We start from the raw sequence: 26081 nt of genomic DNA, 5'->3' as shown, positions 1-26081 counted from the left end.
CCTTGATGACGTTTGAAGCTTTCTGGGTGTCGACTGGCGTCGTCGCCCTCGGCGAGATCGGCGACAAGACCCAGCTCCTCGCCCTGCTGCTCGCAGCCCGCTACCGCAAGCCGGTGCCCATCGTGCTGGGCATCCTCGTCGCCACGCTCGCCAACCACGCCGCAGCAGCGGCGCTCGGCGCGTGGCTGCAGAGCCTCGTCGACCCGCAGTGGATGCGCTGGATCCTCGGGGCCTCGTTCCTCGCGGTGGCCGTGTGGATGCTCATCCCTGACAAGGCCGACGAGGGCGATACCGCCGGCGCCGGCCGCTGGGGCGTGTTCGGCGTCACCGTCGTCGCGTTCTTCCTGGCCGAGATGGGCGACAAGACGCAGATCGCGACCGTGATGCTCGCGGCGCGCTTCCAGTCGCTGGTGTGGGTGACGCTCGGCACCACCCTCGGCATGATGCTGGCGAACGTGCCGGCGGTGCTCTTCGGTGAGCGTGCGGTCAGGTTCGTGCCGATGGCCTGGGTGCACGCGATCGCCGCGCTGGTGTTCGCGGTGATCGGCGTGCTGGTCCTTCTCGGCGTCGGAATCTGAGCGTCAAGCCTTGGCCGGCTGCGCGGCCCGCACGGCCGAGGCCTCGCGGATCGGCAGGTGGATGAGTGCCGCGCCGATGGCCAGCACGATGTCCACGTACCACATCCAGTTGTAGCTGCCGGTCCACTCGAAGGACTTGCCGCCGAAGTAGGCCCCAAGGAAGCCGCCGATCTGGTGTGCCAGCATCACCAGACCGAACAGCGTGGCCATGTGCGCAGGACCATAGAACTTGGCGACGAGGCCCGCGGTCGGTGGCACGGTGGAAAGGTAGGTGACGCCGATCACCGCCGCGAACACCAGCAGCGTGAACTCGGTCTTCGGCGCGATCAGGAACAGCAGCACCGCCACCGCGCGCGTTGCATAGACGAGCGACAACAGCGACTTCATGCGCCAGCGCCCGCCCTGGAACGACACCGCCCAGCCCATCGCCACGCTGCCCACGATGTTGAAGAGCCCGATGATGCCCAGCGCCCATGCACCCAGTGCCGGCGGCAGCTGGCACGAGGCCACCACGCCCGGCAGGTGCGTCGCGATGAAGGCGACGTGGAAGCCGCAGACGAAGAAGCCGGCGCTCAGCATCAGGTAGCTCGGGTCGCGCATCGCGCGGCCGATGGCTTCGCGCGTGGTCTCCTTCTTCACCGGCGCCGCACCGGCAGCGGCCGCTGCCTGCTGCGCCGTGCCACGCAGCACCCAGGCCGCCGGCAGCGCCAGCAGCGTGATGAACGCGAGACTTTGCAGCGCCACGATCCAGCTCGACGCCGCGGTGATCGCCTGCGCAAGCGGCGCAAAGAGGAACTGCCCGAACGAGCCCCCCGCGTTCACGATGCCGGAGGCCATGCCGCGCTTCTCGGCCGGCACGAGCCGCGTGGTCGCCGCCATCAGCACCGCCGGGCCCGCCATGCCGGCGCCACCGGCCGACAGCACGCCGATCGCGAGGATCAGCCCGGCCGTCGTCGTCATGAACGGCACCATCGCCGTGCCGATGGCGATGAGCAGCACGCCGGCCACGAGCACACGCCCGGCGCCCACGCGGTCGGCCACCATGCCGGCGAATGGCTGCGTGAGGCCCCACCACAGCTGGCCGAAGGCGAACGCGAGGCTGATGCTCGCAAGGCCGAGGCCGGTGTGCGTGTTCAGCGTGTTGAGGAAAAGCCCCATCGACTGGCGCGCCCCCATCGTCAGCGAGAAGGTGCCGGCCGCCGCCAGCAGCACCAGCCAGAGCGCGAGGCGGCGTGTGTTCGTCTCATTCGTCATCGGTTTCTCCGTCGGGCCCCAGCAGCGCCAGGCTTTCGTCGATCAACTGGTGCAACTGCACCACCCGGGCTTCGCCCAGCACCTCATTGAGGTTCGTCTGCGCCTGCTTCCACAGGCGCTGCGCTTCGGCGCGCTTGGCACGGCCGGCGTCGGTGAGGGTGACGAGCCGGGTGCGCGCATTGGGGCCCGGCCCGAGCTCTGCCCAGCCTTGTGCGATGAGCGGCTGCAGGTTGCGCGACAGCGTCGACACCTCCAGGTTCATCCGGGCTGCGAGGTCCGACGGCCGCACCGGTTCCATCGCGCCGATGTGCGAGAGCAGCGAGTACTGCGTGGTCTTGAGGCCGGCGGCCGCCACCGCCGCGTCGTAGCGGCGGCTGATCATGCGGGTGATCTGGCGCAGCTTGAAGTTGGTACAGCCGCGCGGCTGCGTGACGGATCGGGTCGGGGCTACCATGCGATCGATTGTAGCTACAATCTTTGTATATGCAACCGTTTGGAGGATTCCATGGCCGACGCCACCACCCTCACCCCTGAACAACCCTCGCCGCCTGGGAGGCCGATGAGGCCGCAGTGCGCGCCCGCCGCAGCGCCCTCGGCGTGATCCGCCCCGAGCAGGTGGCGGGCAAGGCCGGCATCGAGGTGTTCGATGCGATGTTCTCCGGCGAGCTGCCCCAGCCGCACATTGGCGAGACGCTCGACTTCCTGCCGGTCTTCGTGGAGCCCGGGCGCGCCATCTTCCAGGGCCGCCCGCGCCGCGCGCACTACAACCCGCTCGGCACGGTGCACGGCGGCTGGTTCGCCACCCTGCTCGACTCCTGCGTGGCCTGCGCCATCCACTCGTCGTTGCCCGTCGGCAAGAGCTACACGACGGTCGAACTGAAGATCAACATCGTGCGGGCGCTGACGGAGCACGTGCCGCTCGTGCGTGCCGAAGGCAAGGTGATTCACCTCGGCCGCAGCATGGGCACGGCGGAGGGCCGCCTCTACGGCCACGACGGCAAGCTGTACGCTCACGCCTCCACCACCTGTTTCATCATGGACGCCAAAGGCTGAGATGCGCTTACTCCACACCATGCTGCGCGTCGGCGACCTGCAACGGTCGATCGACTTCTACACGAAGGTCATGGGCATGCAACTGCTGCGCACCACCGACCGGCCCGAGCAGAAATACTCGCTCGCCTTCGTCGGCTACGGCCACAACCCCGAGCACGCCGAGATCGAGCTCACCTACAACTACGGCGTCGACCGATACGAGCTCGGCACCGCCTACGGCCACATCGCGATCGAAGTGCCCGACGCGTATGCGGCCTGCGAGAAGATCCGCGCGAACGGCGGCGCCGTCACCCGCGAAGCCGGCCCGGTGAAGGGCGGCTCGACGGTGATCGCCTTCATCACCGACCCCGACGGCTACAAGGTCGAGCTGATCGAACGCAAACCCTGAACGACGCGAACCCGCCCGCATCTCATCCGACTGGATGACGCGGGCGACGACCTCGTTGCCTAGCATGCCTTCCGACGATGCCATCGACGGGAGGACACCATGCAGCAGCGTTCGTCTACGACAGCCTCATTCCGCCAGCCACGCCGGCTGCGGCAATTCGCCATCACCCTCGTGGCGGCAGCCACCCTCACCGCTTGCGGCGGAGGCGGCGACAGTGGCGGCAGCACCAACACCCGCCCCGCGCGCAAGTTCGGCGGCGTGGCAGCCACCGGCGCACCGTTCACCGAGTCGGTGGTGCGCATCTACGACCGCAGCGGCGGGCTCGTGGGCACGAGCGCACCGGTCGGCAGCGATGGCCAGTGGGAGCTGACGCTCAGCGAGACCGCCCAGGCGCCTTTCGTCGCCGTCGCGTCACGCACCGAAGCCACCGGTGAAACCCAGACGCTCGTGAGCGTGTTCGACACCGCCCCGGCCGCCGGCACGACCACGCGGCTCAACCTGAGCCCGGTGACCACGCTCGTCGCCACACGCCTGAGCCCCTCGGGCCAGCCGCTGGCCCTGGCGGGTGAAGTGGGCAGTGGTGCGGCCACTGTCGACACGCAGTCCATCAGCGACAAGCTGGCCGAGGTGCGCACCTTGCTCGCGCCCTACCTGACGGCTGCCGGCCAGACGACCTTCGATCCGATCCGCGGCGTGTTCGTCGTCGACGGCACCGGCTTCGACCAGCTGCTGGACTCGCTCTACGTGACCATCACGCCCACCGGCACCACCGGCGCCAACGTGGAGGTCGGCTTGCGCGCCAGTGCCGCGGGTGCCGCCCTCACCCCGGTGCGCTTCGGCAGCACGCAGCCCCTGCCCGACATCGTGGCCGCCAACAGCACCGCACTCAACACGCCCGTCGACCCCGCCGCGCTCGCGCCCTCCGGCACTGCGCCGCTCATCAGCGACCTGATGGCGCGCATCACCGCCTGCTATGCACTGCCGCTGTCGCAACGCATCGCCACCGGCGGCACCACTGCGGCACAGATCACCGCGCCCGCCTGCCGTTCGCTCTTCGTCGGCGACGACCCGGGCACCTACCTCAGCCAGGGCAACGTCGTCAGCGCGACGGGCTCCTTCTCCGGCATCTTCAGCAACGGCGCCACCGGCCTCGTGTTCAGCCAGGGCACCTACGAGTTCGCGCGCAACAACGGCGATCTCGTCGTGGGCTACCGCTCGGTCGCCACGAGCGGCAACACCACCTACGACTCGCTGGTGGTGCGGCGCGAAGGCGCGGCGCTCAAGCTGATCGGCAACCAGTACGCCTACAGCGGCGGCGTCGCGGCCTATCACCAGTACCGTGTCTTCCCGACGCTCGGCCAGTCGGACTTCAACTACTACAGCAGCGCCTACAACCTGCAGGTCAACAACACGACCGTGAACGGCGTGCCGATCTTCGACCGGGTGGAGGTGCAGACGCCGTTCGGCACCACGCTCACGCTGCGGCCGTCCGCGGGCGGTGCTGCGCTCAACCTCGTGCGCGCCAACGGCACCTTGAGCGGCACCAGCCTGCTGCGCGTGGCGTCGGCCTACGAGTCGGCCGCCACGCCGGGCTCGCCGTCCACGCTCGACACCGGGCTCGTCTTCGCCTCTCCGCAACTCACCGAGGCGGAAGTCGCGGCAATCCCCGCACAGTCGGTCTGGCGCTTCCGCTACTACCTTGCCAGCGACCCGGCCACGCTCGCGGCCGAGCAGGCCTACCGAACCCGTTCACGCGCATTGACCCTCGCGGAGTTCCGCGCCCGGCCGCTGGCGCGGCTGCCGGTCAGCGCCCTGGCCACGATGGCGAGCACGGCCCTGTCCACCGGCGTGCTTCCGCTCGGCGCCGGGCCGGTGGCCGTCAGCTGGGAAGTGCCCGCGGGCGCACTGCCTCCGGTCAACATCACGCTCTTCGGCGTGCGAGTGGTGACCGGCACGCCCAACCAGTCGTTCAACGACGGGGCCACGGTCTCGTCGGTGGCACGCAGCGGGGTGATCAATTGCAGCGTGGCGACGGTGAACGACCTGCACTGCAACGGCACGGGCCCGAGCTTCGGCACCAACACCTACCAGACGGGCCTGCACCTCTACAGCACCGACAGCGCCGGCCGGGCCTTCAACGCGCACTACGCCACCTACGACCTCACGCCGCCGTGAGGCCGAGCCACGGGAGCGCTCAGGCGCGCAGCGCCTGGGCCTCGCGCGCCAGCTGCGTGATGCGGCCCCAGTCGCGCCCGGCCATGGCCACGGCGGGCGTGAGCCAGGAGCCGCCGCACACCACCACGTTGGGCAACGCGAGGAACTGCGGCGCGGTCTCGGGCGTGATGCCGCCGGTGGGGCAGAACTTCACGTCGGGGAAGGGGCCGGCCAGCGCCTTGAGCATCGGGATGCCGCCGGCCGCGGTGGCGGGGAAGAACTTCAGGAAGTCGTAGCCGTCGAGGTTGGCCTGCATCACCTCGCTGCCGGTGGCCACGCCGGGCAGGAGCGGCAGGCCGATCTCGCGGCAGGCCTGGCCTACCGTGCTCAGGTAGCCCGGGCTCACCGCGAAGCGGCAACCGGCGCTGTAGGCGGCCTTCGCATCGGCCACGTTGCGCACGGTGCCGGCACCGACGATCGCCTCGGGCACCTGCTTGGCGATGGCTTCCATCGCCGCCAAAGCGACCGGCGTGCGCAGCGTCACCTCCAGCACCTTCACGCCGCCGGCGACCAGCGCCTCGGCCATGGGCACGGCGTCTTCCAGGCGTTCGATGACGATGACCGGGATGACCGGGCCGTGTGATGCGAGTTCGAGTGTGTTCATGGTGGGGTGCTTCTGATCAGAGCCAGGTCATAGCCAGGTGATGGCGCCTTCTTCGGCGCTGCGCACGTTGCGGCGCATGCCACCGAAGAGCTCGCGGCCGAGGCCGTGGGCGTTGTCCTCGCGCTTCTGGTCAGCGATCGTCGCGAGCTCGCGCTGGGCCCAGGTGTCGGCGTCCACCAGCGCTTCGAGCGTGCCGGCCACGCCGTCGAGGCGGATCAGGTCGCCGGTGCGCACCTTCGCCAAGGGCCCACCGGCCATCGCCTCAGGGCTCACGTGGATGGCTGCCGGCACCTTGCCCGACGCACCGCTCATGCGGCCGTCGGTGACCAGCGCCACCTTGAAGCCCTGGCCTTGCAGCACGCCCAGCGGCGGCGTGAGCTTGTGCAGCTCGGGCATGCCGTTGGCCTGCGGGCCCTGGAAGCGCACGACCGCCACGAAGTCGCGCTGCAGCGTGCCGGCCTTGAAGGCGGCGAGCAGCGACTCCTGGTCGTCGAACACGATCGCGGGCGCTTCGATGACGTGGTTGGTCTCGGGCACGGCCGACACCTTGATCACCGAGCGGCCGAGGTTGCCCTCGAGCAGCTTCAGGCCGCCGGTGGCACTGAAGGGGTCGCTGGCACGTCGCACGATGCTGTCGTCGCCGCTTGCCTCGGGCAGGTCGCGCCACACGAGGCGCTCGCCGTCCATGGCGGGCACGCGGGTGTAGTCGCGCAGGCCACCGGCGGTGGTGGTCAGCACGTCGCCGTGCAGCAGGCCGGCATCGAGCAGCTCGCGCAGCACGAAGCCGGGGCCGCCAGCGGCCTGGAACTGGTTCACGTCGGCGCTGCCGTTGGGGTACACGCGAGACAGCAGCGGCACCACGTGCGAGAGCTCCGAGAAATCGGTCCAGTCGATCAGGATGCCGGCCGCGCGCGCCACGGCCACCCAGTGGATCAGGTGGTTGGTCGAGCCGCCGGTGGCCAGCAGGGCGACCAGCGCGTTGACGATCACCCGCTCGTCGACCACACGGCCGATCGGCGTGCGGCGCTCGCCGCGTGAGATGTCGAGCACCTGGCGCACGGCCGCGCGCGTGAGCTGCTCGCGCAGGCCTTCGTGCGGGTGGATGAAGGCGGTGCCGGGCACGTGCAGGCCCATCGCTTCCATCAGCATCTGGTTGCTGTTGGCCGTGCCGTAGAAGGTGCAGGTGCCGGGGCCGTGGTACGCCGCCGACTCGGCCTTGAGCAACTCGTCACGGCCCACCAGGCCTTGCGCGAACTGCTCGCGCACCTTGGCCTTGGCGCTGTTCGACAGGCCGCTCGTCATCGGCCCCGCGGGCACGAAGACACACGGCAGGTGGCCGAAGTGCAAGGCACCGATGAGCAGGCCCGGGATGATCTTGTCGCACACGCCGAGCAGCAGCGCCGAGTCGAACACGTCGTGCGTGAGCGCCACGGCAGTGCTCATCGCGATGGTGTCGCGCGAGAAGAGGCTGAGCTCCATGCCGGGCAGGCCTTGCGTCACGCCGTCGCACATCGCCGGCACACCACCGGCCACCTGCGCGGTGGCGCCATGGCGATGCGCTTCGTCGCGGATCAGGTCGGGGTAGGTGGCCAGCGGCTGGTGGGCCGACAGCATGTCGTTGTAGGCGTTGACGATGCCGATGTTGGGCGCCCGCTCGGCCACGATGCGGAACTTGTCATCGGCGGGCAGTGCGGCAAACGCGTGGGCGACGTTCGCACAGCCCATGCGGTCGGCGCCGCGTGGCCGCGAGCCCCAGGCCTCCACACGCTGCAGGTAGGCGGTACGCAGCGGAGCACTGCGCTCGCGGATGCGCTGGGTGACGGCAAGGACGGCTGGTTTCATCGGGACGGGAGTTTGTAACCTGACCCCGGATTATCTAGTAACCAAATTACAAGTCAACGCGCCAGGGTTACTTCGTGGCGTTACTTGCCTTTCTTCTTGTCCGCAGGCGACTTGCCCTCGCGGGCCGCCTCGCGCGCCCGGGCGACCAGTTCGTTGCAGCTGTCGTCCTCGTCGCTCTCGCCCTTGTCGAAAAGCGGCAGCACGGCGGCGATCGGGTTGACCAGCGCGAGCAGCGCCGCACCGGCCACCCGGCGCGCCAGCGGCGCCTTCTCGAGCGAGACCTTCGGCGCGTTGAACGCGCCCTTCACATGCACCGGCGTGCGCAGCGCGAGCGGGCTGAAGTCCTTGGGCGACACGGTGGCCTTCAGGTCCAGCGCCTCGTCCTTCATCGAGACGCTGCCCTCGGCCCAGACCGTGGAATCGGGCGTGTCGACGACCAAGGTGCGGGTCGTCAGCACGCCCTTCTCGGCTTTCAGGTCGGCAAGCGCACAGCTCACCGGCAGCGGCTTGTCACCCTTGACGAAGACACCCAGCGCCTGCGCGAGGTCGAGGCCGGCGGCCTCGACGATCAGGTGCGAGACCTGCCCCTGGCGCACGGTGGTCGCCACGGTGCCATTGAGGCTGCCGAGGATCTGCGCCGTTGATCGGCCTTGCCCTTCGAGCTTGGCGTGGCCGACGAGCTTGCCGCTCACGAAAGGCGGCTTGTCGCCCTCGCGCTTCTGCTTGAGCCACTGCTCGAGCTTCACGCCCGACCAGCGCAGGTCGGCGTTCCACAGGGCCACGTCCCGCGTGCCGTCGAGTGCCACGTTGCCGCGCAGGCTGCCGTCGGCGGTGCTGGCCACGAGGTCATTGAGGCGCAGCTTGCCGTCCTTCAGCGTGAGGTGCGTCTTCAGGGGTTGCAGCGGCAGCGCGAAGAGCTCGCCGAGCTCGACGCGGTCGAAGGCCATCTGCACGTCGGCATTCATCACGCGCAGCGAGGGCAGGTCGAACTCCTTGTCGGGCAGCACGCGCGCTGAAGGGGGCGCCTGGGTCTTGGGCGGCGGGGCCGGCTCGGCGCCAGGCTCGCCACCGATGGTGGGCGCGAGGTCGGCCAGCAGCAGCCGCGGGCTCGTGACCTTGCCGGCGAGCAGCGGCACGGGCTGGCCCATGTCGTAGGTGAAGTCGCCCTTGAGCTTGGTGGACCCCACGGTCGCGTCGTCGGCCGTGACTTTCCAGACCTTGCCGTCCTTGTTGATGCGGCCGGCCAGCACGAAGGCACCGGTGGTGGGCAAGGTGACGCCCAGCGGGTCACCGGCGGCCGCGAGCGAGGGGCCGCTGACTCGGAACTGCCCGGCCAGGTCCGAGAGCTTGAAGAGGTCGGTCACCGTGCCGTTGAAGGTGAGGCTCGCCTTGTTGGCCTTGAGCTCCAGCACCACCGGCACCGAGGGCGCGTTGGTGTCGCTGCGCAGCAGCGGCGTCACGCCCGCGGTGCGCAGGTTGGCACTCAGCTTCGCGGGGCCGTAGGTGCCTTCGGCGCTGGCGATGAGGCCGCGCAGCGCCACCGGCAGCGGCTGCGAGCCCTGCTGCTGTTGCGGCACCGCGGCCGCGCCTTCGGAGAGGGCCAGCTTGGCCACGATGTCGGCCTTCAGCGGCTCGTCGACATAACTCAGCGTGCCGGAATTGACTCGCAGGTCGCCGACGGTGGGAAACACATTCGCCCGGCCTTCCTTTTCTTCCGTCGGTTTCTGCAGGCTGCCGAACACCCACGACGCCCGTCCATCGGCCCGGCGCTCGGCATTCACATTGAGCTGGTCGGCACGCAGCAGGTCGATGTCGAGCGGCGCACCCTTCTTCGCGCGCCAGAGGTCGCGGTACGAGAGGTGCATCTCCGCGTTCTTGGCCTGCAGGAAGTACGGGCGCTCGCTCCACTCGGGCGCGCCGATCTGCAGGTGCGGCACCTTCACCTTCAGCCCGCCGAAGAAGCGCACGGTCGCATGCGACGCCTCGTCGCTCAGTTCCACCTTGCGCTCCAGCATGTTGCTCAAGGTCCGCTCGACCGGCTTGGCGAGGAACGGCCAGCCGACCACCTCGCAGGTGACCACCGTGACGACGAGCAGGCCCAGCACCGCCGCTGTCACGGCCCAGCCTTTCCGGATGTGCCGTGAAGAAGAGGTCATCGGGTGGCTCCTGAGGTTCTCGCAAGGGGTGTGGGCAACCTTAGGACGGCGCCTGGGCCCGCCGTATCAGCCCCGGCCGGCTGTGGCTGTGAGGCGAGTCCTACGAGCCCTGATGTTGGAACCGGTTTCAACCCAGTTTCAACTTGAGGCGACCCAGGGATTTCCCCATGGTCGCCCGAATTTCCACGGTGCTCCAATGCGCACACTTGGAACCGGTTCCATTCTGGCATTCACCTATTCACCATGTCCGCCCTTCCCCAGCACGACCCCGCCTCGGCCATTGCCCCTCCTGCCGGCTCTGCCATGTGGCGGCGAGATTTCCTCTTCGGCACCGCCACCGCCGCCTTCCAGATCGAAGGCGCCACCGAGGCCGCCGGCCGCCTGCCCAGCATCTGGGACACCTTCTGTGCCACGCCCGGCAAGGTCGACAACGGCGACACCGGCGAGGTGGCCTGCGACCACTACCACCGCTGGCAGGAAGACATCGACCACATGGCCGGCCTGGGCCTCGGCGCCTACCGTTTCTCGATCGCCTGGCCGCGGGTGATGGCCGCAGACGGCAGCCCCAACCACAAGGGCCTCGACTTCTACAAGCGCCTGCTCGACCGCCTGGCCGACAAGCACCTGCAGGCCTTCGTCACCCTCTACCACTGGGACCTGCCGCAGCACCTGCAGGACAAAGGCGGCTGGCTGGCTCGCGACACCGCCTACCGCTTTGCCGACTACGCCGACCTGATGGGCCGCGAACTCAAGGGCCGCGTGAACGCCTGGACCACGCTCAACGAGCCCTGGTGCAGCGCGTACCACGGCCATGTGAGCGGCGCGCATGCACCGGGCCTGAGGGACGAGCGCCACGCGATGGACACCATGCACCACCTGCTGCTGGCCCACGGTCTCGGCATGAAGGCCCTCCGCAGCCGCGACGCCGCGCCCGTGGGCCTGGTGCACAACGTCAACGCGGTGCTGCCCGCGAGCGACTCGCCGGCCGACCGGCGCGCAGCCGAGCTGGCCCATGCCTGCGCCAACCTGTGGGTGCTCGACCCCTTGCTGCTCGGCCACCACAACACCGATCTGGAAGAGCTGTGGCCCACCAGCCGCCCGCCCCTGCGCGACGGCGACATGGCGCTCATCAGCGCGCCGATGGACTACCTCGGCATCAACTACTACTTCCGCAGCTGCATCCGGAGCGACGGCGCGCACGGCTACGTCGAGGCGCCGCAGCCCGGCGTGGAGCGCACGCAGATGGGCTGGGAGGTCTACCCCGAAGGCCTGCGCGACCTGCTCACCGGCTTCCAGTCGCGCTACGCCAATCTGCCGCCGATCTACATCACCGAGAACGGCATGGCGAGCGACGACCGCGTGGTCGATGGCCGCGTGAACGACGAGCACCGCATCCGCTACTTCGCACGCCACTTCGCCGCCATCGACCAGGCCATGCGCGCCGGCGTGCGCGTGAAGGGCTACTTCGCCTGGTCGCTGCTCGACAACTTCGAGTGGGCCTACGGCTACGCCAAGCGCTTCGGCCTGCTGCACGTGGACTACGCCACCCAGCGCCGCACCTTGAAAGACAGCGCCCTCGCGCTGCGCGCCTTCCTGGCGCGGCGCAACGCCCACAGCTGACCCGCTCTCGGCCGAACCATTCCCACGGACCCGGGGCCGCACCCCGTACAACAGGAGACATGACGATGAACCGCAAGATGACTCGACTGGCCCTTGCCGCCAGCCTGGCGACGATGGCCTTCGGCGCCCACGCGCAGAAGGCCGAAGTGATCCACTGGTGGACTTCCGGCGGCGAATCGGCCGCGGTGCAGGAGCTGGCCAACGCTTACAAGGCCGCCGGCGGCACCTGGGTCGACAACGCGGTGGCCGGCGGCGAGCAGGCCCGCTCGGCGGCCGTGAACCGCATCGTCGGCGGCAACCCGTCGACCGCGGCGCAGTTCAACACCTCGCAGCAGTTCCATGACGTGATCAAGAACGGCCTGCTGAACAACGTCGACGAAGTCGCGAAGAAGAACAACTGGGACAAGATGCTCCCGGCACCCATCCTCAACGCGATCAGGATCAACGGCCACTACTACGCCGTGCCGGTCAACATCCACATGCCGGCGTGGTTCTGGTACTCGAAGGCGGCCTTCGCCAAGGCCGGCATCACCGCCGAACCGAAGACGCCCGATGAATTCTTCGCCACGCTCGACAAGCTCAAGGCCGCCGGCGTCACGCCCGTCGCCTTCGGCGGCCAGCCCTGGCAGGAGAAGATCGTCTTCGACGCGCTGCTCGCGCACATCGGCGGCAGCGAGCTGTACATGAAGGTCTACAAGGACCGCGACCAGAAGGCCATCCAGTCCGAGGCGTTCAAGAACGTGATGAACTCCTTCAAGAAGCTCAAGGCCTACACCGACCCGGGCGCCCCCAACCGCAACTGGAACGACGCCACCGCGATGGTCATCTCGGGCAAGGCTGGCGTGCAGATCATGGGCGACTGGGCCAAGGGCGAGTTCCAGGCGGCCAAGCAGACGGCGGGCAAGGAGTTCGGCTGCTTCCCCGGCTTCGGGCCGAAGTCGCCGTACATCCTCGCGGGCGACGTGTTCGTGTTCCCCAAGACCAACAACGCCGAGGCGATCAAGGCGCAGCAGCTGCTCGCGGCCACCTTCACCGCACCGGCCACGCAGGTCGCGTTCAACAACAAGAAGGGCTCGATCCCCATCCGCACCGACGTCGACGCCAAGGCGATGGACCTGTGCGCCCAGACCGGCCTCACGGTGATGAAGGACAGCTCGCGCCACCTGCCCAACCCTGAAGCGCTGGTCTCCCCGGACGTGAACGGCGCGATGCAGGACGTGATCACCAAGTTCTGGAACACCAACCAGAGCACCGACGACGCCGTGAAGGCGATGAGCGTCGCGATCAAGGGCTGAGGCCAGAACCGCATGCACCGACGACCTCGCTGGCTGCGGCACTGGGTGGTCTACCTCGCCCTGCTGCCGATGGCCGCCACCGTGCTCTTCGCCTACGTGGGCACGGTGGGCTGGTCGGTGCGGGTCTCGATGAGCAGCTCGCGCATGCTGCCGATCCCCGACTTCATCGGGCTCGCGCAGTACGAGAAGCTCTTCAACTCCGAGCGCTGGATGCTCTCGCTGCACAACGTGGTGTTGTTCGGCGTGGTGTTCATCGTGGCCTGCCTCGTGCTCGGCTTCCTGCTGGCGGTCTTCATCGACCAGCAGGTCAGGGCCGAGGGGGTGCTGCGCACGGTCTTCCTCTATCCCTATGCAATGTCGTTCGTGGCCACCGGCCTCGTGTGGCAATGGGTGCTCAACCCCGAGCTGGGGCTGCAGGCCAGCATCCGCCGGCTCGGCTTCAGTGATTTCACGTTCGACTGGATCGTGAGCCAGGACATGGTGATGTACGCCATTGCCCTGGCCGCCGTCTGGCAGGCGTCCGGCCTCGTGATGGCGCTGATGCTCGCCGGCCTGCGCGGCATCGACACGAGCCTGTGGAACGCGGCGCGCATCGACGGCATCCCGCGCTGGCGCTACTACCTCAGCATCGTGCTGCCCATGCTCGGCCCCTCGTTCGGCACGGCCATCGTGCTGCTCTCGGTGAGCGTGGTGAAGGTCTACGACGTGGTGGTCGCCATGACGCAGGGCGGCCCCGGCCTCGCGAGCGAAGTGCCGGGCAAGTTCATCATGGACAACCTCTTCCAGCGCGCGAACCTCGGGCTCGCCTCGGCCGCGTCGACCGTGCTGCTGATCACCGTGCTTGCCCTCGTGATGCCGCTGCGCTATGCGCGCTGGCGGGCGGCACGCCAGGCACCGGCGGGGCACTGACGTCATGCACGCCCGCCGTTCTGCCTTCACGCCCGGTCGCTTCGGCCTCTACGCATTCCTCCTCGTCGCCGCAGCCTTCTTCCTGTTGCCGCTGTACGTGATGCTGGTCACCTCCTTCAAGCCGATGGAGGAGATCCGCCTGGGCAACCTCTTCGCGCTGCCGGTGAAGGTGACGCTCGAGCCCTGGGCCACCGCCTGGTTCTCGGTGTGCACCGGGCTGCAGTGCGAGGGCATCCGCGGCGGCTTCTTCAATTCGCTCGCGATCGTGATCCCGAGCACCGTGCTGTCGATCCTCGTGGGTGCGCTCAACGGCTATGCGCTCTCGTTCTGGCGGCCACGTGGGGTGGAGTGGCTCTTCGGCCTCCTGCTGCTCGGTGCCTTCGTGCCCTACCAGGTGATCATGTTCCCGCTGGTGCGTGCGTTCGCCGCGATGTCGATCTTCGGCACGCTGCCGGGCATCGTGCTCATCCATACGCTTTTCGGCATGCCGGTGATGACGCTGCTGTTCCGCAACTACTACGCGAGCGTGCCCGCCGAGCTCTTCAAGGCGGCGCGCATCGACGGCGGCGGCTTCTGGCGCATCTTCATCCAGCTCATGCTGCCGATGTCGCTGCCCATCATCGTGGTGGCAACCATCATGCAGGTGACCGCCATCTGGAACGATTTCATCCTCGGCCTCGTGTTCGCCGGCCGCGAGCATCTGCCGATGACGGTGCAGCTCAACAACGTCATCAACACCACCACCGGCGAGCGGCTCTACAACGTCAACATGGCGGCCACCATGCTCACCTCGCTGGTGCCGCTGCTCGTCTACCTCGTCTCCGGCCGCTGGTTCGTGCGCGGCATCGCGGCTGGCGCCGTCAAGGGTTGAACAGAAATCATGTCCAGTGTCTCGGTCGAGAACCTCCACATCCGCATGGGCGCCATCTCCATCCTGCAGGACATGAACCTGCAGGTGGAAGAAGGTGAGTTCCTGGTGCTGCTCGGGCCTTCGGGCTGCGGCAAGTCGACGCTGCTGCACTCGATCGCCGGGCTGATCGACGCCGAGGATGGCCGCATCGTCATCGGCGGGCAGGACGTGACCTGGGCCGACCCGAAGGACCGGCACATCGGCATGGTGTTCCAGTCGTATGCGCTGTACCCGACGATGAACGTGGAGCGCAACATGAGCTTCGGGCTGCGCATCGCCGGAATGGCGAAGGCCGAACTCGAAAAGCGTGTGGCGCGTGCGGCCGGCATGCTGCAACTGACCCCACTGCTCAAGCGCAAGCCGGCGCAGCTCTCGGGCGGCCAGCGGCAGCGAGTGGCGATCGGGCGCGCGCTGGTGCGCGAGGCCAAGGTCTTCCTCTTCGACGAGCCGCTGTCCAACCTTGACGCCAAGCTGCGCACCGAGCTGCGGCGGGAACTCAAGCAACTGCACCGCGACCTGGGCTCGACCATGATCTACGTGACGCACGACCAGGTGGAGGCGATGACGCTCGCCAGCCGCGTGGCCGTGATGCGCGACGGCCGCATCCAGCAGATCGACACGCCGGCACGTGTCTATGCCGAACCGCAGACGATGTTCGTCGCCGGCTTCCTGGGCTCGCCGAGCATGAACTTTCTCCACGGCGAGCTGCAGCGGCGTGATGACGGCGTGCTGGTCTTCGTGTCGCCGCAGCTCACGCTCGCACTGCCCGACTACCGCTTCCTCGACGTGCCGCTGCCGGGCACGCCGGTCGTGCTGGGCGTGCGCCACGAGCACATCGATCTCCGCACCGGCGATTCGCAAGCCGAGGTCACGCTGGTCGAGCCAATGGGCGCGCACCAGGTCGTGTGGCTGAAAGCCGGCGAGCAGTCGATCTCGGTCAGCGTGGCCGTGGGCGAAGAGCCGGCGCTCGGCGAGCGTGTGGCCTGGCGACCGCAAGCCTCGTGTGTGTCGCTCTTCGACCCGGCCACCGAACGCCGTCTCTGAGGTCTCGCCCCGACCCACCCCTATCATTCGCCGATGGCAACAACGATCAGGGACGTGGCGCGGCTCGCCGGCGTGGGCGTGGCCACCGCATCGCGCGTGATCTCGGGCAAGGGCCCGTTTTCGGAAGACGCGGCGCAGCGCGTCCACACCGCCGCGGCGCAGCTCGGCTTCCGCCCCTCCAACACAGCGCGTGCGCTGTCGTTGCAGAGCACCGGCACCATCGGCGTCTACGTGCCGAGCTTCAAGGGCCCCTTCTACGGCCCGATGCTGCATGCGATCGACAACGAGCTGCGCGCGCACGACCGCCACATGGTCGCCGCCAACGGTGCGGGCCATGGCGATGCACGCGAGCAGGCGCTCGACGGCGTGGCCTTCCTCATCGGCCGCGAGTGCGACGGCATCATCGTCACCAGCAACGCCCTGCGCGAGGCCGACCTGGCCACGCTGCGCCAGCGCGAGCCGAAGATCGCCGTCGTCAACCGCGACATCAAGGGCATGAAGGCCCAGTGCTTCACGGTCGACCACCGGCACGCCGGCCGCCTGGTGGGCGAAGCGCTGCTCGCCCACGGGCACCGCGAGATCGCCGTGATCTCGGGCTTGAGCGATGCGGCCGACAACCGCCAGCGGATCCAGGGTCTCTTCGACGCGCTGGCGCAGGCCGGGATCACGCGCGACAGCGTGCCCGTGGCCACGGCCGACTTCACCCCCGCCGGCGGCGCACGAGCCACCGACGAGCTGCTTGCACAAGGCGCAAGGTTCAGCGCCCTCTTCTGCGCCAACGACCTGATGGGCATCGCCGCGATGACGCAGCTGCAGCGTGCCGGCATCGCCGTGCCGTCGCAGGTGTCGGTGGTGGGCTACGACGACGAAGACCTCTCGGCCTACGTCTACCCGCGCCTCACCACGCTGCACATCCCCATCGGCGACATGGGGCTCAACGCGTGCCGGCTGCTGATGAACCAGTGCTACGGCATGAGCCTGCCGGTGTCGCGCGACTTCGCCCCGGCGCTCGTGATGCGCGACTCTCTGGTGGCCGCACCCCCACGATCGGCCCCACGTGTCAGGGGCAGCCGTTAGCGCACGCTAGAGTTGGGGCTCCAGCCATGAGCCTTGCCCCGCCCCTGCAACCTCTCTCGCCGGAACGCGAACCGGCGTACCTGCTCGCCCAGGTGCGTGCGACCTGGGGCGGGCGCGGCGACCTGTGGGTCTTCGGCTATGCCTCGCTGATCTGGCGGCCCGAGTTCGAATCGATCGAACAACGGCAGGCGCGCGTGCACGGCTGGCACCGCGCGCTCGAGATGCAGTCGCGCATCAACCGGGGCACGCCCGAACGGCCGGGCCTCGTCTTCGCGCTGGTGGGCGGCGGCTCCTGCCGCGGCATGGTCTACCGCATTGCGCGCGACCGGGTGGAAGACGAGCTGCCGCGCCTGTGGGCCCGCGAGATGCCCAACAGCGTCTACGACCCGCGCTGGCTGGCCTGCCAGACCGCCAGCGGCCCGGTGACGGCCCTCGGCTTCACGCTCAGCCGTCGGAGCCCCAACTACACCGGCCCGATGGACGACGCGCATCTGGTGAAGGTGCTGAGGCACGCGAGCGGCCGGTACGGCACCACGCTCGCCTATGTGCTGGAGACAGCGCAGGCCCTGCGAGCGCACGGCATCCGAGACCGCGCGATCGAGCGCATCGTGGCGCTTGCGCGCCAGCATTCACTCGCCTAGCGCGCTTCTCTGAAGTGTGAATTGCATCTCGCGCTGCGCGATGCGCACGCGGTCGAGATCGTCTTCGGTGTCGACGTCGAGCAGCACACCCGGGTCGTCGACCTCCACCCCGTGTGCCGGGTAGCGCGCGAGCAGGCGCCGTGCGCCCTCGTCGCCAGTGAGCATCACCAGCTCCGAATACAGCTCCGCAGAAAACGCCACCGGGTGGCCGCGCAGGCCACGATGCTGCGCGTACGCAATCGCATTGCCGTCCAGTTCGTCCGCCACCTGGGTCAGCGTGGCGGTCTGGATCATCGGCATGTCGGCCGGGAGGATGAGCCACCCCGAGGCGTCGGACCGTGCGGCCACGCCTGCGGCGATGGAATAGCCCATGCCGAGTGCCTGTGACGCGGGCGACCCGACCGGTGGCAGCACCACCATGTCGCGCGTGGCGACGTGGCGGCCGACGAACTCGGCCAGCGGCTCGGTGGTGACGACCAGCACCGGCAAGTGCGTCGCCAGCGCGTTGGAGATCGTGGTGGCCAACACCGTCGACGCGCCCAGCGTCTGCACCAGCTTGTGATGCAGCCCGCTGAAGCGCGAGCCACGGCCCGCTGCCAACACCACCACTGCCGGCCGTGACTTCATTCGGCCTTACTCCCCAATGTTGACGGCTCCACTGCGGGGCCGCCTGACATCAAGAATCGGATTTCGGCCCTGCAAACGATAGTGGGGGCTTCACTTAAGGCCTTCCCCGTAAGGCTTTTTGAGTAAGCAGTCAGCGGTTTCGTACAAGCATCATGCGAGATCAAACGGCAGCGATCGCAAGGGTTTGCCGGTGATGCGCGCGAGCGCGTTGGCGAACGCGGGTGCCAAAGGCGGCAGGCCCGGCTCGCCCATGCCCGTGGGGGCTTCGACACTCGGCACGATGTGCACCGCGACGGCCGGCATCTGCGGCATGCGCGCGACGGTGTAGTCGCCGAAGTTGCTCTGCTGCACCACGCCGTCCTTCAGCGTGATGGCGGCGCCGGGCAACGTGGTGCCCAGCGCCATCAAGGCCGCACCCTGCACCTGGGCTTCGACCGACAACGGGTTCACCGCGGTACCGCAGGCCACGCCGGCGGTCACCCGGTGCAGCACCGGTTGCCCCTCGCGCACCGAGGCCTCGACCACATACGCCACCACCGAGCCGAAGGACTCGTGTACTGCCACGCCGAACGCCTGGCCTTTCGGCAGCTTCCTGCGGCCGTAGCCCGACTTCTCGACCGCGAGATCGAGCGCCGCACGGTGGTGCTTGTGCTTGTCGCCCAGCAGCTGACGGCGATAGGCCACCGGGTCCTGGCCGGTGCTGCGCGCGATCTCGTCGACGAGTGTCTCCATCACGAAGGCGGTGTGGGTATGCCCCACAGAACGCCACCACAGAACGGGCACGTTGGCCTTGGGGTGATGGACCTGCAGCGAGAGCGGCACCTGGTACGGCGTGTCGGCCACGCCTTCGGTCATCACCCCGTCGACGCCGTTCTTCACCATGAAGGCTTCGAAGGGCGTGCCCATCAGGATGGACTGGCCGACGATGGTGTGGTCCCAGCCCAGCACCTGGCCCTTCTCGTCGAAGCCGATCTCGGCGCGGTGCACATGCGCGGGGCGGTAGTAGCCGCCCTTGATGTCGTCCTCGCGGCTCCACACGATCTTGAGCGGGCCCGAGTTGCCGTTGAGCCGCCAGGCGTCGGCCACGCGGGCGGCTTCGACCAGGTAGTCGGAGCTCGGCACTGCGCGCCGGCCGAAGCCGCCACCGGCCATCGCGGTGACGAGCTGCACGTCCTGCGGCTTGAGCTTCAGCACCGCCGCCACTGCGCCCTGGTCGACGGTCTGGAACTGCGAGCCGGCGGTGATCTTGCAGCTGCGCCCGTCGAAATCGATCAGGCAGTTCAGGGGCTCCATCGGTGCATGCGCAAGGTACGGGAAGCTGTACACGGCGCTGATCTTCCTGGGCGCCGAGGCAAGCCGGGAGAGATCGGCCTCGCGCACCTTGAGGCCGGGGCGTGCGGCCAGTTCCTTGTACTGCGCGAGCTGTTTCTCGGAGTCGACCTTCTCGACGTCGGCGGTGTTCCACGCCACCTGCAGTGCATCGCGACCCATCTTGGCGGGCCAGTAGCCGTCAGCGATCACCGCGAGGCCGCTCGCGCCGCGGTCGAGCTGCACCTCCAGCACTTCGACCACGCCCTTCACCGCGCGCGCCTTGCTCGCATCGAAGCTCGCCACCTTGCCGCCGAACACCGGCGGGCGCAGGAAGAGCACGGTCTTCACGCCGGCCACGTGCGCGTCGATGCCGAACTTCTGCTGGCCGGTCGCCTTGGCCCGCGCATCGAGGCGCACGGTGGGCTTGCCGATCAGCTTGAAGTCCTTCGCGTTCTTGAGTGCGACGGTCTGCGGCACCGGCTGCTTCATCGCATCGGCGGCGAGCTCGCCGAAGGTGGCCCGCTTGCCACCGCCCGTCACCACGCCGTTCGACACGCGGCAGGCCGTGGGCGCCACGCCGAAGCGCTGGGCTGCCGCCGCCACGAGCATCGCGCGGGTGCGTGCGCCGAGCTCGCGGTATTGCTGCCACGAGCTGCGCACGGAGTTGGAGCCGCCGGTCATCTGGATGCCGAAGCCCGGGTCCTTGTAGGCATCGCCAGCCGGTGCCAGCTCGCCCTGCACCTTGGACCAGTCGGCATCCATCTCCTCGGCCACGAGCATGGGCAGGCTGGTGATCACGCCCTGGCCGAAGTCGAGCCGGTTGACGAGCACGGTCACGGTGCCGTCGGTGTCGATGCGCACGAAGGCCGAAGGTTGCTGGCCCGGCTTCAGGCCCGCGGGCGCGGCGGCCTGCTGCGCGCCGGTGCTGTCGTGCACCGCAAAGAGGCCCAGCGCAAAGCCGGCGCTCGCGCCGAGCTTCAGGAAGTGCCGGCGGCCGGCGGCTGCGGCCTGCTGCTCACCGGCGCGCGACATGAGTTGGTCGTATTTCATCGTCGTGCCTCCCCCTTCATGCCACGGAGGCCAGCGACAGCGCCGCGTCCTTGATCGCGGCGCGGATGCGCGCATAGGTGCCGCAGCGGCAGACGTTGCCAGCCATGGCGGCGTCGATGTCGGCGTCGCTCGGGCGGCGTTTGCTCTTGAGCAGGCCGATGGCGCTCATGATCTGGCCGCTCTGGCAGTAGCCGCACTGCGCCACATCGTGCTTCACCCACGCGGCTTGCACTGCGCGGCCGACCTTGTCGTCGGTCATCGCTTCGATGGTGGTGATCTTCTGCTTCTCCACCGCCGAGATCGGCGTCACGCAGCTGCGCGTGGGCTGGCCGTCGATGTGCACGGTGCAGGCGCCACAGAGCGCCGCGCCGCAGCCGAACTTGGTGCCGGTGAGCTGCAGGTTGTCGCGCAGCGCCCAGAGCACGGGGGTGGAAGGATCGGCGTCGACGTGGACCGTCTTGCCGTTGACGTTCATCGATGGCATTGCAAGAGCTTCCGAAAAAAGTGAAGGCGGAGGGTATACCGCTTTGCGAATCCTGTGTTTCTATACTCGACCGCATGAGCACGCAAAACATTGCCGATCTTCGCAAGAGCTACGAGCGCGCCGAGCTCGACGAAGAGGCCTCTCGCCAGGACCCGCTCGAGCAGTTCGGCCTGTGGTTCCAGCAGGCGCTCGACGCGCAGGTGCCCGAGCCCAATGCGATGACGCTCGCGACCGTGGGCGATGGCGGCCGGCCGTCGACGCGCATCGTGCTCATCAAGGGCTTCGACGCACGCGGCATCGTCTGGTACACCAACTACGAGAGCCGCAAGGGCCAGGAACTGGCCTCGCACCCGCAGGCCGCCCTGCAATTCCACTGGGTCGAGCTCGAGCGCGTGGTGCGCATCGAAGGCCGGGTCGAGAAGACGAGCGCCGAAGAGTCCGACGCGTACTTCAACTCGCGCCCGCTCGACAACCGGCTGGGCGCCTGGGCCTCGCCGCAGAGCCAGGTGATCTCGTCGCGCGCGGTGCTGGTGGCCAACGCGGCCAAGGCGGCCGCGCGTTATGCCCTCTCGCCCCCGCGGCCACCGCACTGGGGTGGCTACCGGCTGGTGCCCGACACCTGGGAGTTCTGGCAAGGCCGCAAGTCGCGGCTGCACGACCGGCTGCGCTATCGCCTCGAGGGCGACAGCTGGGTGCGCGAGCGACTCGCGCCCTAGATCTTTTTCTCGCTTGCAGCCGGCAGGTTCGCAAACGCGAAGCTCGGCAACGACAGCGTGGCTTCGGCCACGTCGACAAGCCGGCGGTTGTGGTCCATCGAGGTCTTCTGCAGCGCGCGGAAGGCCTCTTCTTCGTTGAGCCCCAGGCGCGCCATCAGCACACCCTTGGCGCGCTCGATCACCTTGCGCTCGTTGAGCGTGCGGCGGGTGGTCTCGAGCTCGGTCTCCATGTGCTGCAGGCGGTCGCTCTGGGCCTGCAGCAGCTCCAGCAGCGAGGTCGACTCTGCGCCCTTGCCAGTGCTCACCAGCTCGGGCGCGGCCTCGGGCCGGGTGCCGATGTCGAAGTAGCGCTCCACCGCGTGCGTGTGCGGCGGCGGGTGGTCGCGCAGGTGGCGCAACAGCGCTTCGGAATCCGACAGGTCCTGCTCGGCCGCGCGGATCTGCTCGGCACATTCGTCGCGGAGTTGCGTGACCACCTCGACCTGCAGGTGCCACAGCTCGGTGATGCGCTCGCTGCTCACGTCGAACCAGGTGTCGCTCGCATTGCTGTCGAGCGCTCCCTCGGGCTTGGCGGTGCACAGCGTGCGGCGCAGCCGCTCCAGCTTGGCCACGCCGGGCTGCACCTGCTGCTGCTCCCAGCGCACGCGCAACGCCTCGCCGGCGAATTCGGTGAAGACCTGGAGGTTGCGCTCCTGCACCTCGATGAGCTGGATGATGCGCTGCTGGTGCGCTTCGCTGCAGGTGCCAGACGCAAAGAGCAATGCGCCCACGGCCCGCTCCTGCCCCGCGGCTTCCTGGGCCTGCATCAGGTGCAAGAAGGCCACGAGCTGGCGCGAGATGCGCGGCAGCAGCGTCGCATCGGCCACATGGAAGACGAGTTCGATGAGCCCGGCGATGAGCCGGCTGAAGGCAGCCACCGAGTCGTGCGCGCTCAGCGCCTGGCGCTCGATCTGACTGCGCAGCTCGTGCATCGCATCGAGCCCCACCAGCGCCCAGGCCATCAGCGACAGCATGCGCGCGGTGGCGCCCTGGGCCGGGTCGAGTTGGGCCTCGAAGAGGCTGCGCAACCGCGCCTCGATGGGCCGCACCTCGTCGACCGCGGCACGCCGCACGTCGGCGAAGCGCTTGCCTTGCGAGGCGAGGTAGATGCTGGTGGCGCCACGCTCGCGCTGCAGCGCATGCATGAGCTGGCCGGTCACGTCGACCAGCTCGGCGCGGGTGGCCAGGTGGCGCACGGCCTCGATCTCCAGCCGCTTGGCCTGGAGCACGAGCCGCGGCACCAGCGCCGGAGCTGAGCTCGGGAGCGATGGGGCGTCGGGGGCGGCCGGCGGGGTCATGCCGGCGATTGTCTCCCCGCGCGAGCTCGTTGGCTCAGGCGTTCAGCGCCACCCGCACCCGACCGCCGTCGAGCTGCACCGCATGCGCCTTCACCGAATGCTCGGGCAGCTCCAGGCAAGCGCCGGTGCGCAGGTCGAAGTGGTTCTTGTAGAGCGGCGAGGCCACCACGATGTGGTCGCCCAGGTTGCCGACCAACCCGCGCGACAGCACGCTCGCGCCCGATTTCGGGTCGACGTTGTCGATCGCGTAGTACTGCTCGCCGCCCACGCGGAACACGGCCACGTGGCGGCCCTCGACCAGCGCGCACACGCCGGTGTTGGGGAGGATGTCGTCGGCCGCGCAGATGTCGGTCCAGGTCAGGGTATCGGTGCTCATGGAATGCTCTCGATCGGGTTCAGGCCGTCGCCTTCTCTTCGGGGCGCGCCGGTCGGATCTGCCCGCGCTCCTGCACGAAGACCACGCGCTCGTCGGGCTTGTCGCTGTTGACGAAGGAGCGGAAGCGCTTGCGGGTCTCGGCGTCGTTGACGGCCGTCTTCCACTCGCACTGGTAGGTGTCGACCACCGATTGCATCTGCGTTTCCAGCTCGGCGGCGATGCCCAGCGTGTCATTGATCAGCACGCCCTTCAGGTAGTCGAGGCCTCCTTCCAGGTTCTCGCGCCAGGTGCTGGTGCGCTGCAGGCGGTCGGCCGTGCGCACGTAGAACATCAGGAAGCGGTCGATCAGCTTGATCAGGTCGGCCTTGGAGAGATCGCTCGCGATCAGCTCGGCGTGGCGTGGCTTCATGCCGCCGTTGCCGCAGACATAGAGGTTCCAGCCCTTTTCGGTGGCGATCACGCCCACGTCCTTGCCCTGGGCTTCGGCGCACTCACGGGTGCAGCCCGAGACACCGAACTTGATCTTGTGCGGCGCCCGCAGGCCCTTGTAGCGGTTCTCCAGCTCGACCGCGAGGCCCACGCTGTCGTCCACGCCGTAGCGGCACCAGGTGCTGCCCACGCAGCTCTTCACCGTGCGCAGCGACTTCCCGTACGCATGGCCCGACTCGAAGCCGGCGGCGATGAGCTCTTCCCAGATGAGCGGCAGCTGCTCCAGGCGGGCGCCGAACATGTCGACCCGCGCACCGCCCGTCACCTTGGTGTAGAGGCCGTACTTCTTCGCGACCTGGCCGACGGCGATCAGCCCGTCGGGCGTGACCTCTCCGCCCGGCATGCGCGGCACCACCGAGTAGGTGCCGTCCTTCTGGATGTTGCCGAGGAAGTAGTCGTTGCTGTCCTGCAGGCCGGCCAGCTCCTTCTTCAGCACGAACTCGTTCCAGCACGAGGCGAAGATGCTCGCGGCCGCGGGCTTGCAGATGTCGCAACCCAGGCCCTTGCCGTGCTTGTGCAGCAGGTCGGCGAAGCTCTTGATTTCGCCCACGCGGACCAGGTGGTACAGCTCCTGGCGCGAGTAGGCGAAGTGTTCGCAGAGGTGGTTGTTGACGGCCATGCCGCGCCTGGCCATCTCGACCTTCATCACCTGCGTGACGAGCGGCACGCAGCCGCCGCAGGTGGCTCCGGCCTTGGTGCAGGCCTTCAGCTCGGCGACGGTGCAGTGGCCCTCACCCACCGCGGCGTTGATCTGGCCCTTGGTGACGTTGTTGCACGAGCAGATCTGCGCGCTGTCGGGCAGCGCATCGACACCCAGGCCCGGCTTGGCCTTGCCGTCGCTCGACGGGAGGATGAGGAACTCGGGCTCCGCCGGCAGCGTGATGCCGTTGAGCGCCATCTGCAACAGCGTGCCGTATTCGTCGGCGTTGCCGACGAGCACCGCGCCGAGCAGCTGCTTGCCGTCTTCGCTGACGACGATCTTCTTGTAGACCTGCTTGCGCTCGTCGATGTACTGGTAGTTGCGGCAATGTGGCGTGCGGCCGTGCGCGTCGCCGATGCTGGCCACGTCGACGCCCATCAGCTTGAGCTTGGTGCTCATGTCGGCGCCGACGAACTGGGCATCGGTCTCGCCCGCGAGGTGGCGTGCGGTCACGCGGGCCATGTCGTAGCCGGGGGCGACGAGGCCGAAGGTCTGCTCGTTCCACGAGGCGCATTCGCCGATGGCGTAGACGTCGTGGTCGCTCGTGCGGCAATTGCTGTCGATCACCACGCCACCGCGCGGGCCGACCGCCAGCACGCACTGTCGGGCCAGCTCGTCGCGCGGGCGGATGCCGGCCGAGAACACGATCATGTCGGTTTCCAGCCAGGTGCCGTCGGCGAACACCATGCGGTGGCGCGCGGTCGCGCCATCGACGATCTCGGTGGTGTTGCGGCCGGTGTGCACCTTCACGCCGAGGTCTTCGATCTTCGAGCGGAGCACCTTGCCGCCGCCCTCGTCGACCTGCACCGCCATCAGGCGCGGCGCGAACTCGACGACGTGCGTCTCCAGGCCCATGTCGCGCAGCGCCTTGGCGCACTCCAGGCCCAGCAGGCCGCCACCGACCACCACGCCGGTCTTCGACTTGGCGCCCGAGGCCTTCATCGCCTCCAGGTCCTCGATGGTGCGGTAGACGAAGCAATGCGGGCGGTCGCGGCCGGGTACCGGCGGCACGAAGGCATTGGAGCCGGTGGCGAGCACGAGCTTGTCGTAGCTCAGCACTTCGCCGTCGGCGGTGGTCACGGTGCGGTCGCGGCGCTCGATGGCGACGGCGCGGGCTTTCAGCTTCAGGTTGAAGCGGGTGCGCTCGAAGAAGCCCGGCTCGACCAGCGAGAGCTCTTCGGCCGACTTGCCGCTGAAGAATTCGGAGAGGTGCACCCGGTCGTAGGCCGCGCGAGGCTCCTCGCACAGGACGGTGACGTCGGCGCCGGCGAGCGAGGTCTCGGCCAGGCTTTCGAGGAACTTGTGGCCCACCATACCGTGGCCGACAACGATGATCTTCATGTCTGATCCTGCACAGGCGGAGGGGCCAGGGAGCTGTGCAGTGACACTGCGCCTCGGCCCACCCC

Annotated in this window: 23 protein-coding genes; 12 read left to right on the top strand and 11 right to left on the bottom strand. The window is 68.7% G+C overall.

Annotated features, from left to right (window positions below; translation table 11 throughout):
• Positions 1-5: 5 nt before the first annotated feature.
• Complete coding sequence (locus JI745_RS22680; RefSeq protein ID WP_201812077.1) at positions 6-578, top strand: TMEM165/GDT1 family protein; 573 nt, start codon at positions 6-8, stop codon at positions 576-578.
• 3 nt (positions 579-581) lie between these two features.
• Here the strand turns inward: JI745_RS22680 and JI745_RS22675 are convergent, their stop codons facing one another.
• Together JI745_RS22675 and JI745_RS22670 are read right to left on the bottom strand one after the other, a co-directional pair.
• Complete coding sequence (locus JI745_RS22675) at positions 582-1832, bottom strand: MFS transporter (protein WP_201812076.1); 1251 nt, start codon at positions 1830-1832, stop codon at positions 582-584.
• Positions 1822-2286: a MarR family winged helix-turn-helix transcriptional regulator gene (locus JI745_RS22670; RefSeq protein ID WP_201812075.1), complete on the bottom strand. Its 465-nt coding sequence runs from the start codon at positions 2284-2286 to the stop codon at positions 1822-1824. The genes JI745_RS22675 and JI745_RS22670 overlap by 11 nt, the downstream gene beginning before the upstream one ends.
• Before the next feature lie 116 nt (positions 2287-2402).
• Between JI745_RS22670 and JI745_RS22665 the strand changes: the two genes are divergently transcribed.
• From JI745_RS22665 to JI745_RS22655, 3 genes are all read left to right on the top strand, one after another.
• Complete coding sequence (locus tag JI745_RS22665; RefSeq protein ID WP_201812074.1) at positions 2403-2885, top strand: PaaI family thioesterase; 483 nt, start codon at positions 2403-2405, stop codon at positions 2883-2885.
• 1 nt (position 2886) lies between these two features.
• Complete coding sequence (gene gloA / locus JI745_RS22660; protein ID WP_201812073.1) at positions 2887-3273, top strand: lactoylglutathione lyase; 387 nt, start codon at positions 2887-2889, stop codon at positions 3271-3273.
• 99 nt (positions 3274-3372) lie between these two features.
• Positions 3373-5448: a hypothetical protein gene (locus tag JI745_RS22655; RefSeq protein ID WP_201812072.1), complete on the top strand. Its 2076-nt coding sequence runs from the start codon at positions 3373-3375 to the stop codon at positions 5446-5448.
• Between the two features lie 19 nt (positions 5449-5467).
• On the opposite strand, the gene eda is transcribed toward JI745_RS22655, so the two are convergent.
• From eda to JI745_RS22640, 3 genes are all read right to left on the bottom strand, one after another.
• The gene (gene eda, locus JI745_RS22650; RefSeq protein WP_201812071.1) at positions 5468-6091 is read right to left on the bottom strand and encodes a bifunctional 4-hydroxy-2-oxoglutarate aldolase/2-dehydro-3-deoxy-phosphogluconate aldolase; all 624 of its coding nucleotides are present in this window, start codon (positions 6089-6091) and stop codon (positions 5468-5470) included.
• A 27-nt stretch (positions 6092-6118) separates the two neighbouring features.
• Positions 6119-7933, bottom strand: a complete 1815-nt coding sequence (gene edd, locus JI745_RS22645) for a phosphogluconate dehydratase (protein WP_201812070.1) — start codon at positions 7931-7933, stop codon at positions 6119-6121.
• A gap of 80 nt (positions 7934-8013) precedes the next feature.
• Positions 8014-10089, bottom strand: a complete 2076-nt coding sequence (locus tag JI745_RS22640; RefSeq protein ID WP_201812069.1) for an AsmA family protein — start codon at positions 10087-10089, stop codon at positions 8014-8016.
• A 243-nt stretch (positions 10090-10332) separates the two neighbouring features.
• Here JI745_RS22640 and JI745_RS22635 point away from each other — a divergent pair, with 243 nt between their 5' ends.
• From JI745_RS22635 to JI745_RS22605, 7 genes are all read left to right on the top strand, one after another.
• Positions 10333-11709: a GH1 family beta-glucosidase gene (locus JI745_RS22635; RefSeq protein ID WP_236675099.1), complete on the top strand. Its 1377-nt coding sequence runs from the start codon at positions 10333-10335 to the stop codon at positions 11707-11709.
• Between the two features lie 65 nt (positions 11710-11774).
• Positions 11775-13004, top strand: coding sequence for an ABC transporter substrate-binding protein (locus JI745_RS22630; RefSeq protein ID WP_201812068.1), 1230 nt, complete (start codon positions 11775-11777; stop codon positions 13002-13004).
• A 12-nt stretch (positions 13005-13016) separates the two neighbouring features.
• Positions 13017-13913, top strand: a complete 897-nt coding sequence (locus JI745_RS22625; protein WP_201812067.1) for a carbohydrate ABC transporter permease — start codon at positions 13017-13019, stop codon at positions 13911-13913.
• Positions 13914-13917: 4 nt separating this feature from the next.
• The gene (locus JI745_RS22620; protein WP_236675098.1) at positions 13918-14784 is read left to right on the top strand and encodes a carbohydrate ABC transporter permease; all 867 of its coding nucleotides are present in this window, start codon (positions 13918-13920) and stop codon (positions 14782-14784) included.
• 9 nt (positions 14785-14793) lie between these two features.
• Positions 14794-15867, top strand: a complete 1074-nt coding sequence (locus tag JI745_RS22615; RefSeq protein WP_201812065.1) for an ABC transporter ATP-binding protein — start codon at positions 14794-14796, stop codon at positions 15865-15867.
• A gap of 33 nt (positions 15868-15900) precedes the next feature.
• The gene (locus tag JI745_RS22610; protein WP_201812064.1) at positions 15901-16944 is read left to right on the top strand and encodes a LacI family DNA-binding transcriptional regulator; all 1044 of its coding nucleotides are present in this window, start codon (positions 15901-15903) and stop codon (positions 16942-16944) included.
• A gap of 26 nt (positions 16945-16970) precedes the next feature.
• Positions 16971-17585, top strand: coding sequence for a gamma-glutamylcyclotransferase (locus JI745_RS22605; RefSeq protein WP_201812063.1), 615 nt, complete (start codon positions 16971-16973; stop codon positions 17583-17585).
• Here the strand turns inward: JI745_RS22605 and JI745_RS22600 are convergent.
• The 3 genes from JI745_RS22600 to JI745_RS22590 all read right to left on the bottom strand — a co-directional run bounded on the left by JI745_RS22600 (position 17574) and on the right by JI745_RS22590 (position 21057).
• Positions 17574-18212 carry an NTP transferase domain-containing protein gene (locus tag JI745_RS22600; RefSeq protein ID WP_201812062.1) on the bottom strand — a complete coding sequence of 213 codons (639 nt, stop codon included), beginning with the start codon at positions 18210-18212 and terminating at the stop codon, positions 17574-17576. The genes JI745_RS22605 and JI745_RS22600 overlap by 12 nt on opposite strands.
• Positions 18213-18362: 150 nt before the next feature.
• The gene (locus JI745_RS22595; protein WP_201812061.1) at positions 18363-20573 is read right to left on the bottom strand and encodes a xanthine dehydrogenase family protein molybdopterin-binding subunit; all 2211 of its coding nucleotides are present in this window, start codon (positions 20571-20573) and stop codon (positions 18363-18365) included.
• A 16-nt stretch (positions 20574-20589) separates the two neighbouring features.
• Positions 20590-21057 (bottom strand): (2Fe-2S)-binding protein, encoded by a 468-nt coding sequence (locus JI745_RS22590; protein ID WP_201812060.1) that lies wholly within the window; start codon positions 21055-21057, stop codon positions 20590-20592.
• 74 nt (positions 21058-21131) lie between these two features.
• Here JI745_RS22590 and pdxH point away from each other — a divergent pair, with 74 nt between their 5' ends.
• Positions 21132-21773: a pyridoxamine 5'-phosphate oxidase gene (gene pdxH / locus JI745_RS22585; RefSeq protein WP_201812059.1), complete on the top strand. Its 642-nt coding sequence runs from the start codon at positions 21132-21134 to the stop codon at positions 21771-21773.
• Here pdxH and JI745_RS22580 read toward each other — a convergent pair.
• The 3 genes from JI745_RS22580 to nirB are packed head-to-tail and all read right to left on the bottom strand — an operon-like array spanning position 21770 to position 26016.
• Complete coding sequence (locus tag JI745_RS22580; protein WP_201812058.1) at positions 21770-23110, bottom strand: nitrate- and nitrite sensing domain-containing protein; 1341 nt, start codon at positions 23108-23110, stop codon at positions 21770-21772. The genes pdxH and JI745_RS22580 overlap by 4 nt on opposite strands.
• A 34-nt stretch (positions 23111-23144) precedes the next feature.
• Positions 23145-23486 (bottom strand): nitrite reductase small subunit NirD, encoded by a 342-nt coding sequence (gene nirD, locus JI745_RS22575; RefSeq protein WP_201812057.1) that lies wholly within the window; start codon positions 23484-23486, stop codon positions 23145-23147.
• Between the two features lie 19 nt (positions 23487-23505).
• The gene (nirB, locus tag JI745_RS22570; protein WP_201812056.1) at positions 23506-26016 is read right to left on the bottom strand and encodes a nitrite reductase large subunit NirB; all 2511 of its coding nucleotides are present in this window, start codon (positions 26014-26016) and stop codon (positions 23506-23508) included.
• Positions 26017-26081: the final 65 nt, after the last annotated feature.

It is taken from the genome of Piscinibacter sp. HJYY11 (genome assembly GCF_016735515.1).
Taxonomy (GTDB): domain Bacteria; phylum Pseudomonadota; class Gammaproteobacteria; order Burkholderiales; family Burkholderiaceae_C; genus Rhizobacter.
The sequence above is the reverse complement of the archived record's forward strand: the minus strand, read 5'-3'. Positions and strand labels throughout refer to the sequence as shown.

Excerpts from the sequence above, each read along its gene's own strand:
- JI745_RS22680 (WP_201812077.1), top strand. The coding sequence starts at position 6 with ATGACGTTTGAAGCTTTCTGGGTGTCGACTGGCGTCGTCGCCCTCGGC.
- JI745_RS22675 (WP_201812076.1), bottom strand. The coding sequence starts at position 1,832 with ATGACGAATGAGACGAACACACGCCGCCTCGCGCTCTGGCTGGTGCTG.
- JI745_RS22670 (WP_201812075.1), bottom strand. The coding sequence starts at position 2,286 with ATGGTAGCCCCGACCCGATCCGTCACGCAGCCGCGCGGCTGTACCAAC.
- gloA (WP_201812073.1), top strand. The coding sequence starts at position 2,887 with ATGCGCTTACTCCACACCATGCTGCGCGTCGGCGACCTGCAACGGTCG.
- JI745_RS22655 (WP_201812072.1), top strand. The coding sequence starts at position 3,373 with ATGCAGCAGCGTTCGTCTACGACAGCCTCATTCCGCCAGCCACGCCGG.
- eda (WP_201812071.1), bottom strand. The coding sequence starts at position 6,091 with ATGAACACACTCGAACTCGCATCACACGGCCCGGTCATCCCGGTCATC.
- edd (WP_201812070.1), bottom strand. The coding sequence starts at position 7,933 with ATGAAACCAGCCGTCCTTGCCGTCACCCAGCGCATCCGCGAGCGCAGT.
- JI745_RS22640 (WP_201812069.1), bottom strand. The coding sequence starts at position 10,089 with ATGACCTCTTCTTCACGGCACATCCGGAAAGGCTGGGCCGTGACAGCG.
- JI745_RS22635 (WP_236675099.1), top strand. The coding sequence starts at position 10,333 with ATGTCCGCCCTTCCCCAGCACGACCCCGCCTCGGCCATTGCCCCTCCT.
- JI745_RS22630 (WP_201812068.1), top strand. The coding sequence starts at position 11,775 with ATGAACCGCAAGATGACTCGACTGGCCCTTGCCGCCAGCCTGGCGACG.
- JI745_RS22625 (WP_201812067.1), top strand. The coding sequence starts at position 13,017 with ATGCACCGACGACCTCGCTGGCTGCGGCACTGGGTGGTCTACCTCGCC.
- JI745_RS22620 (WP_236675098.1), top strand. The coding sequence starts at position 13,918 with ATGCACGCCCGCCGTTCTGCCTTCACGCCCGGTCGCTTCGGCCTCTAC.
- JI745_RS22615 (WP_201812065.1), top strand. The coding sequence starts at position 14,794 with ATGTCCAGTGTCTCGGTCGAGAACCTCCACATCCGCATGGGCGCCATC.
- JI745_RS22610 (WP_201812064.1), top strand. The coding sequence starts at position 15,901 with ATGGCAACAACGATCAGGGACGTGGCGCGGCTCGCCGGCGTGGGCGTG.
- JI745_RS22605 (WP_201812063.1), top strand. The coding sequence starts at position 16,971 with ATGAGCCTTGCCCCGCCCCTGCAACCTCTCTCGCCGGAACGCGAACCG.
- JI745_RS22600 (WP_201812062.1), bottom strand. The coding sequence starts at position 18,212 with ATGAAGTCACGGCCGGCAGTGGTGGTGTTGGCAGCGGGCCGTGGCTCG.
- JI745_RS22595 (WP_201812061.1), bottom strand. The coding sequence starts at position 20,573 with ATGAAATACGACCAACTCATGTCGCGCGCCGGTGAGCAGCAGGCCGCA.
- JI745_RS22590 (WP_201812060.1), bottom strand. The coding sequence starts at position 21,057 with ATGCCATCGATGAACGTCAACGGCAAGACGGTCCACGTCGACGCCGAT.
- pdxH (WP_201812059.1), top strand. The coding sequence starts at position 21,132 with ATGAGCACGCAAAACATTGCCGATCTTCGCAAGAGCTACGAGCGCGCC.
- JI745_RS22580 (WP_201812058.1), bottom strand. The coding sequence starts at position 23,110 with ATGACCCCGCCGGCCGCCCCCGACGCCCCATCGCTCCCGAGCTCAGCT.
- nirD (WP_201812057.1), bottom strand. The coding sequence starts at position 23,486 with ATGAGCACCGATACCCTGACCTGGACCGACATCTGCGCGGCCGACGAC.
- nirB (WP_201812056.1), bottom strand. The coding sequence starts at position 26,016 with ATGAAGATCATCGTTGTCGGCCACGGTATGGTGGGCCACAAGTTCCTC.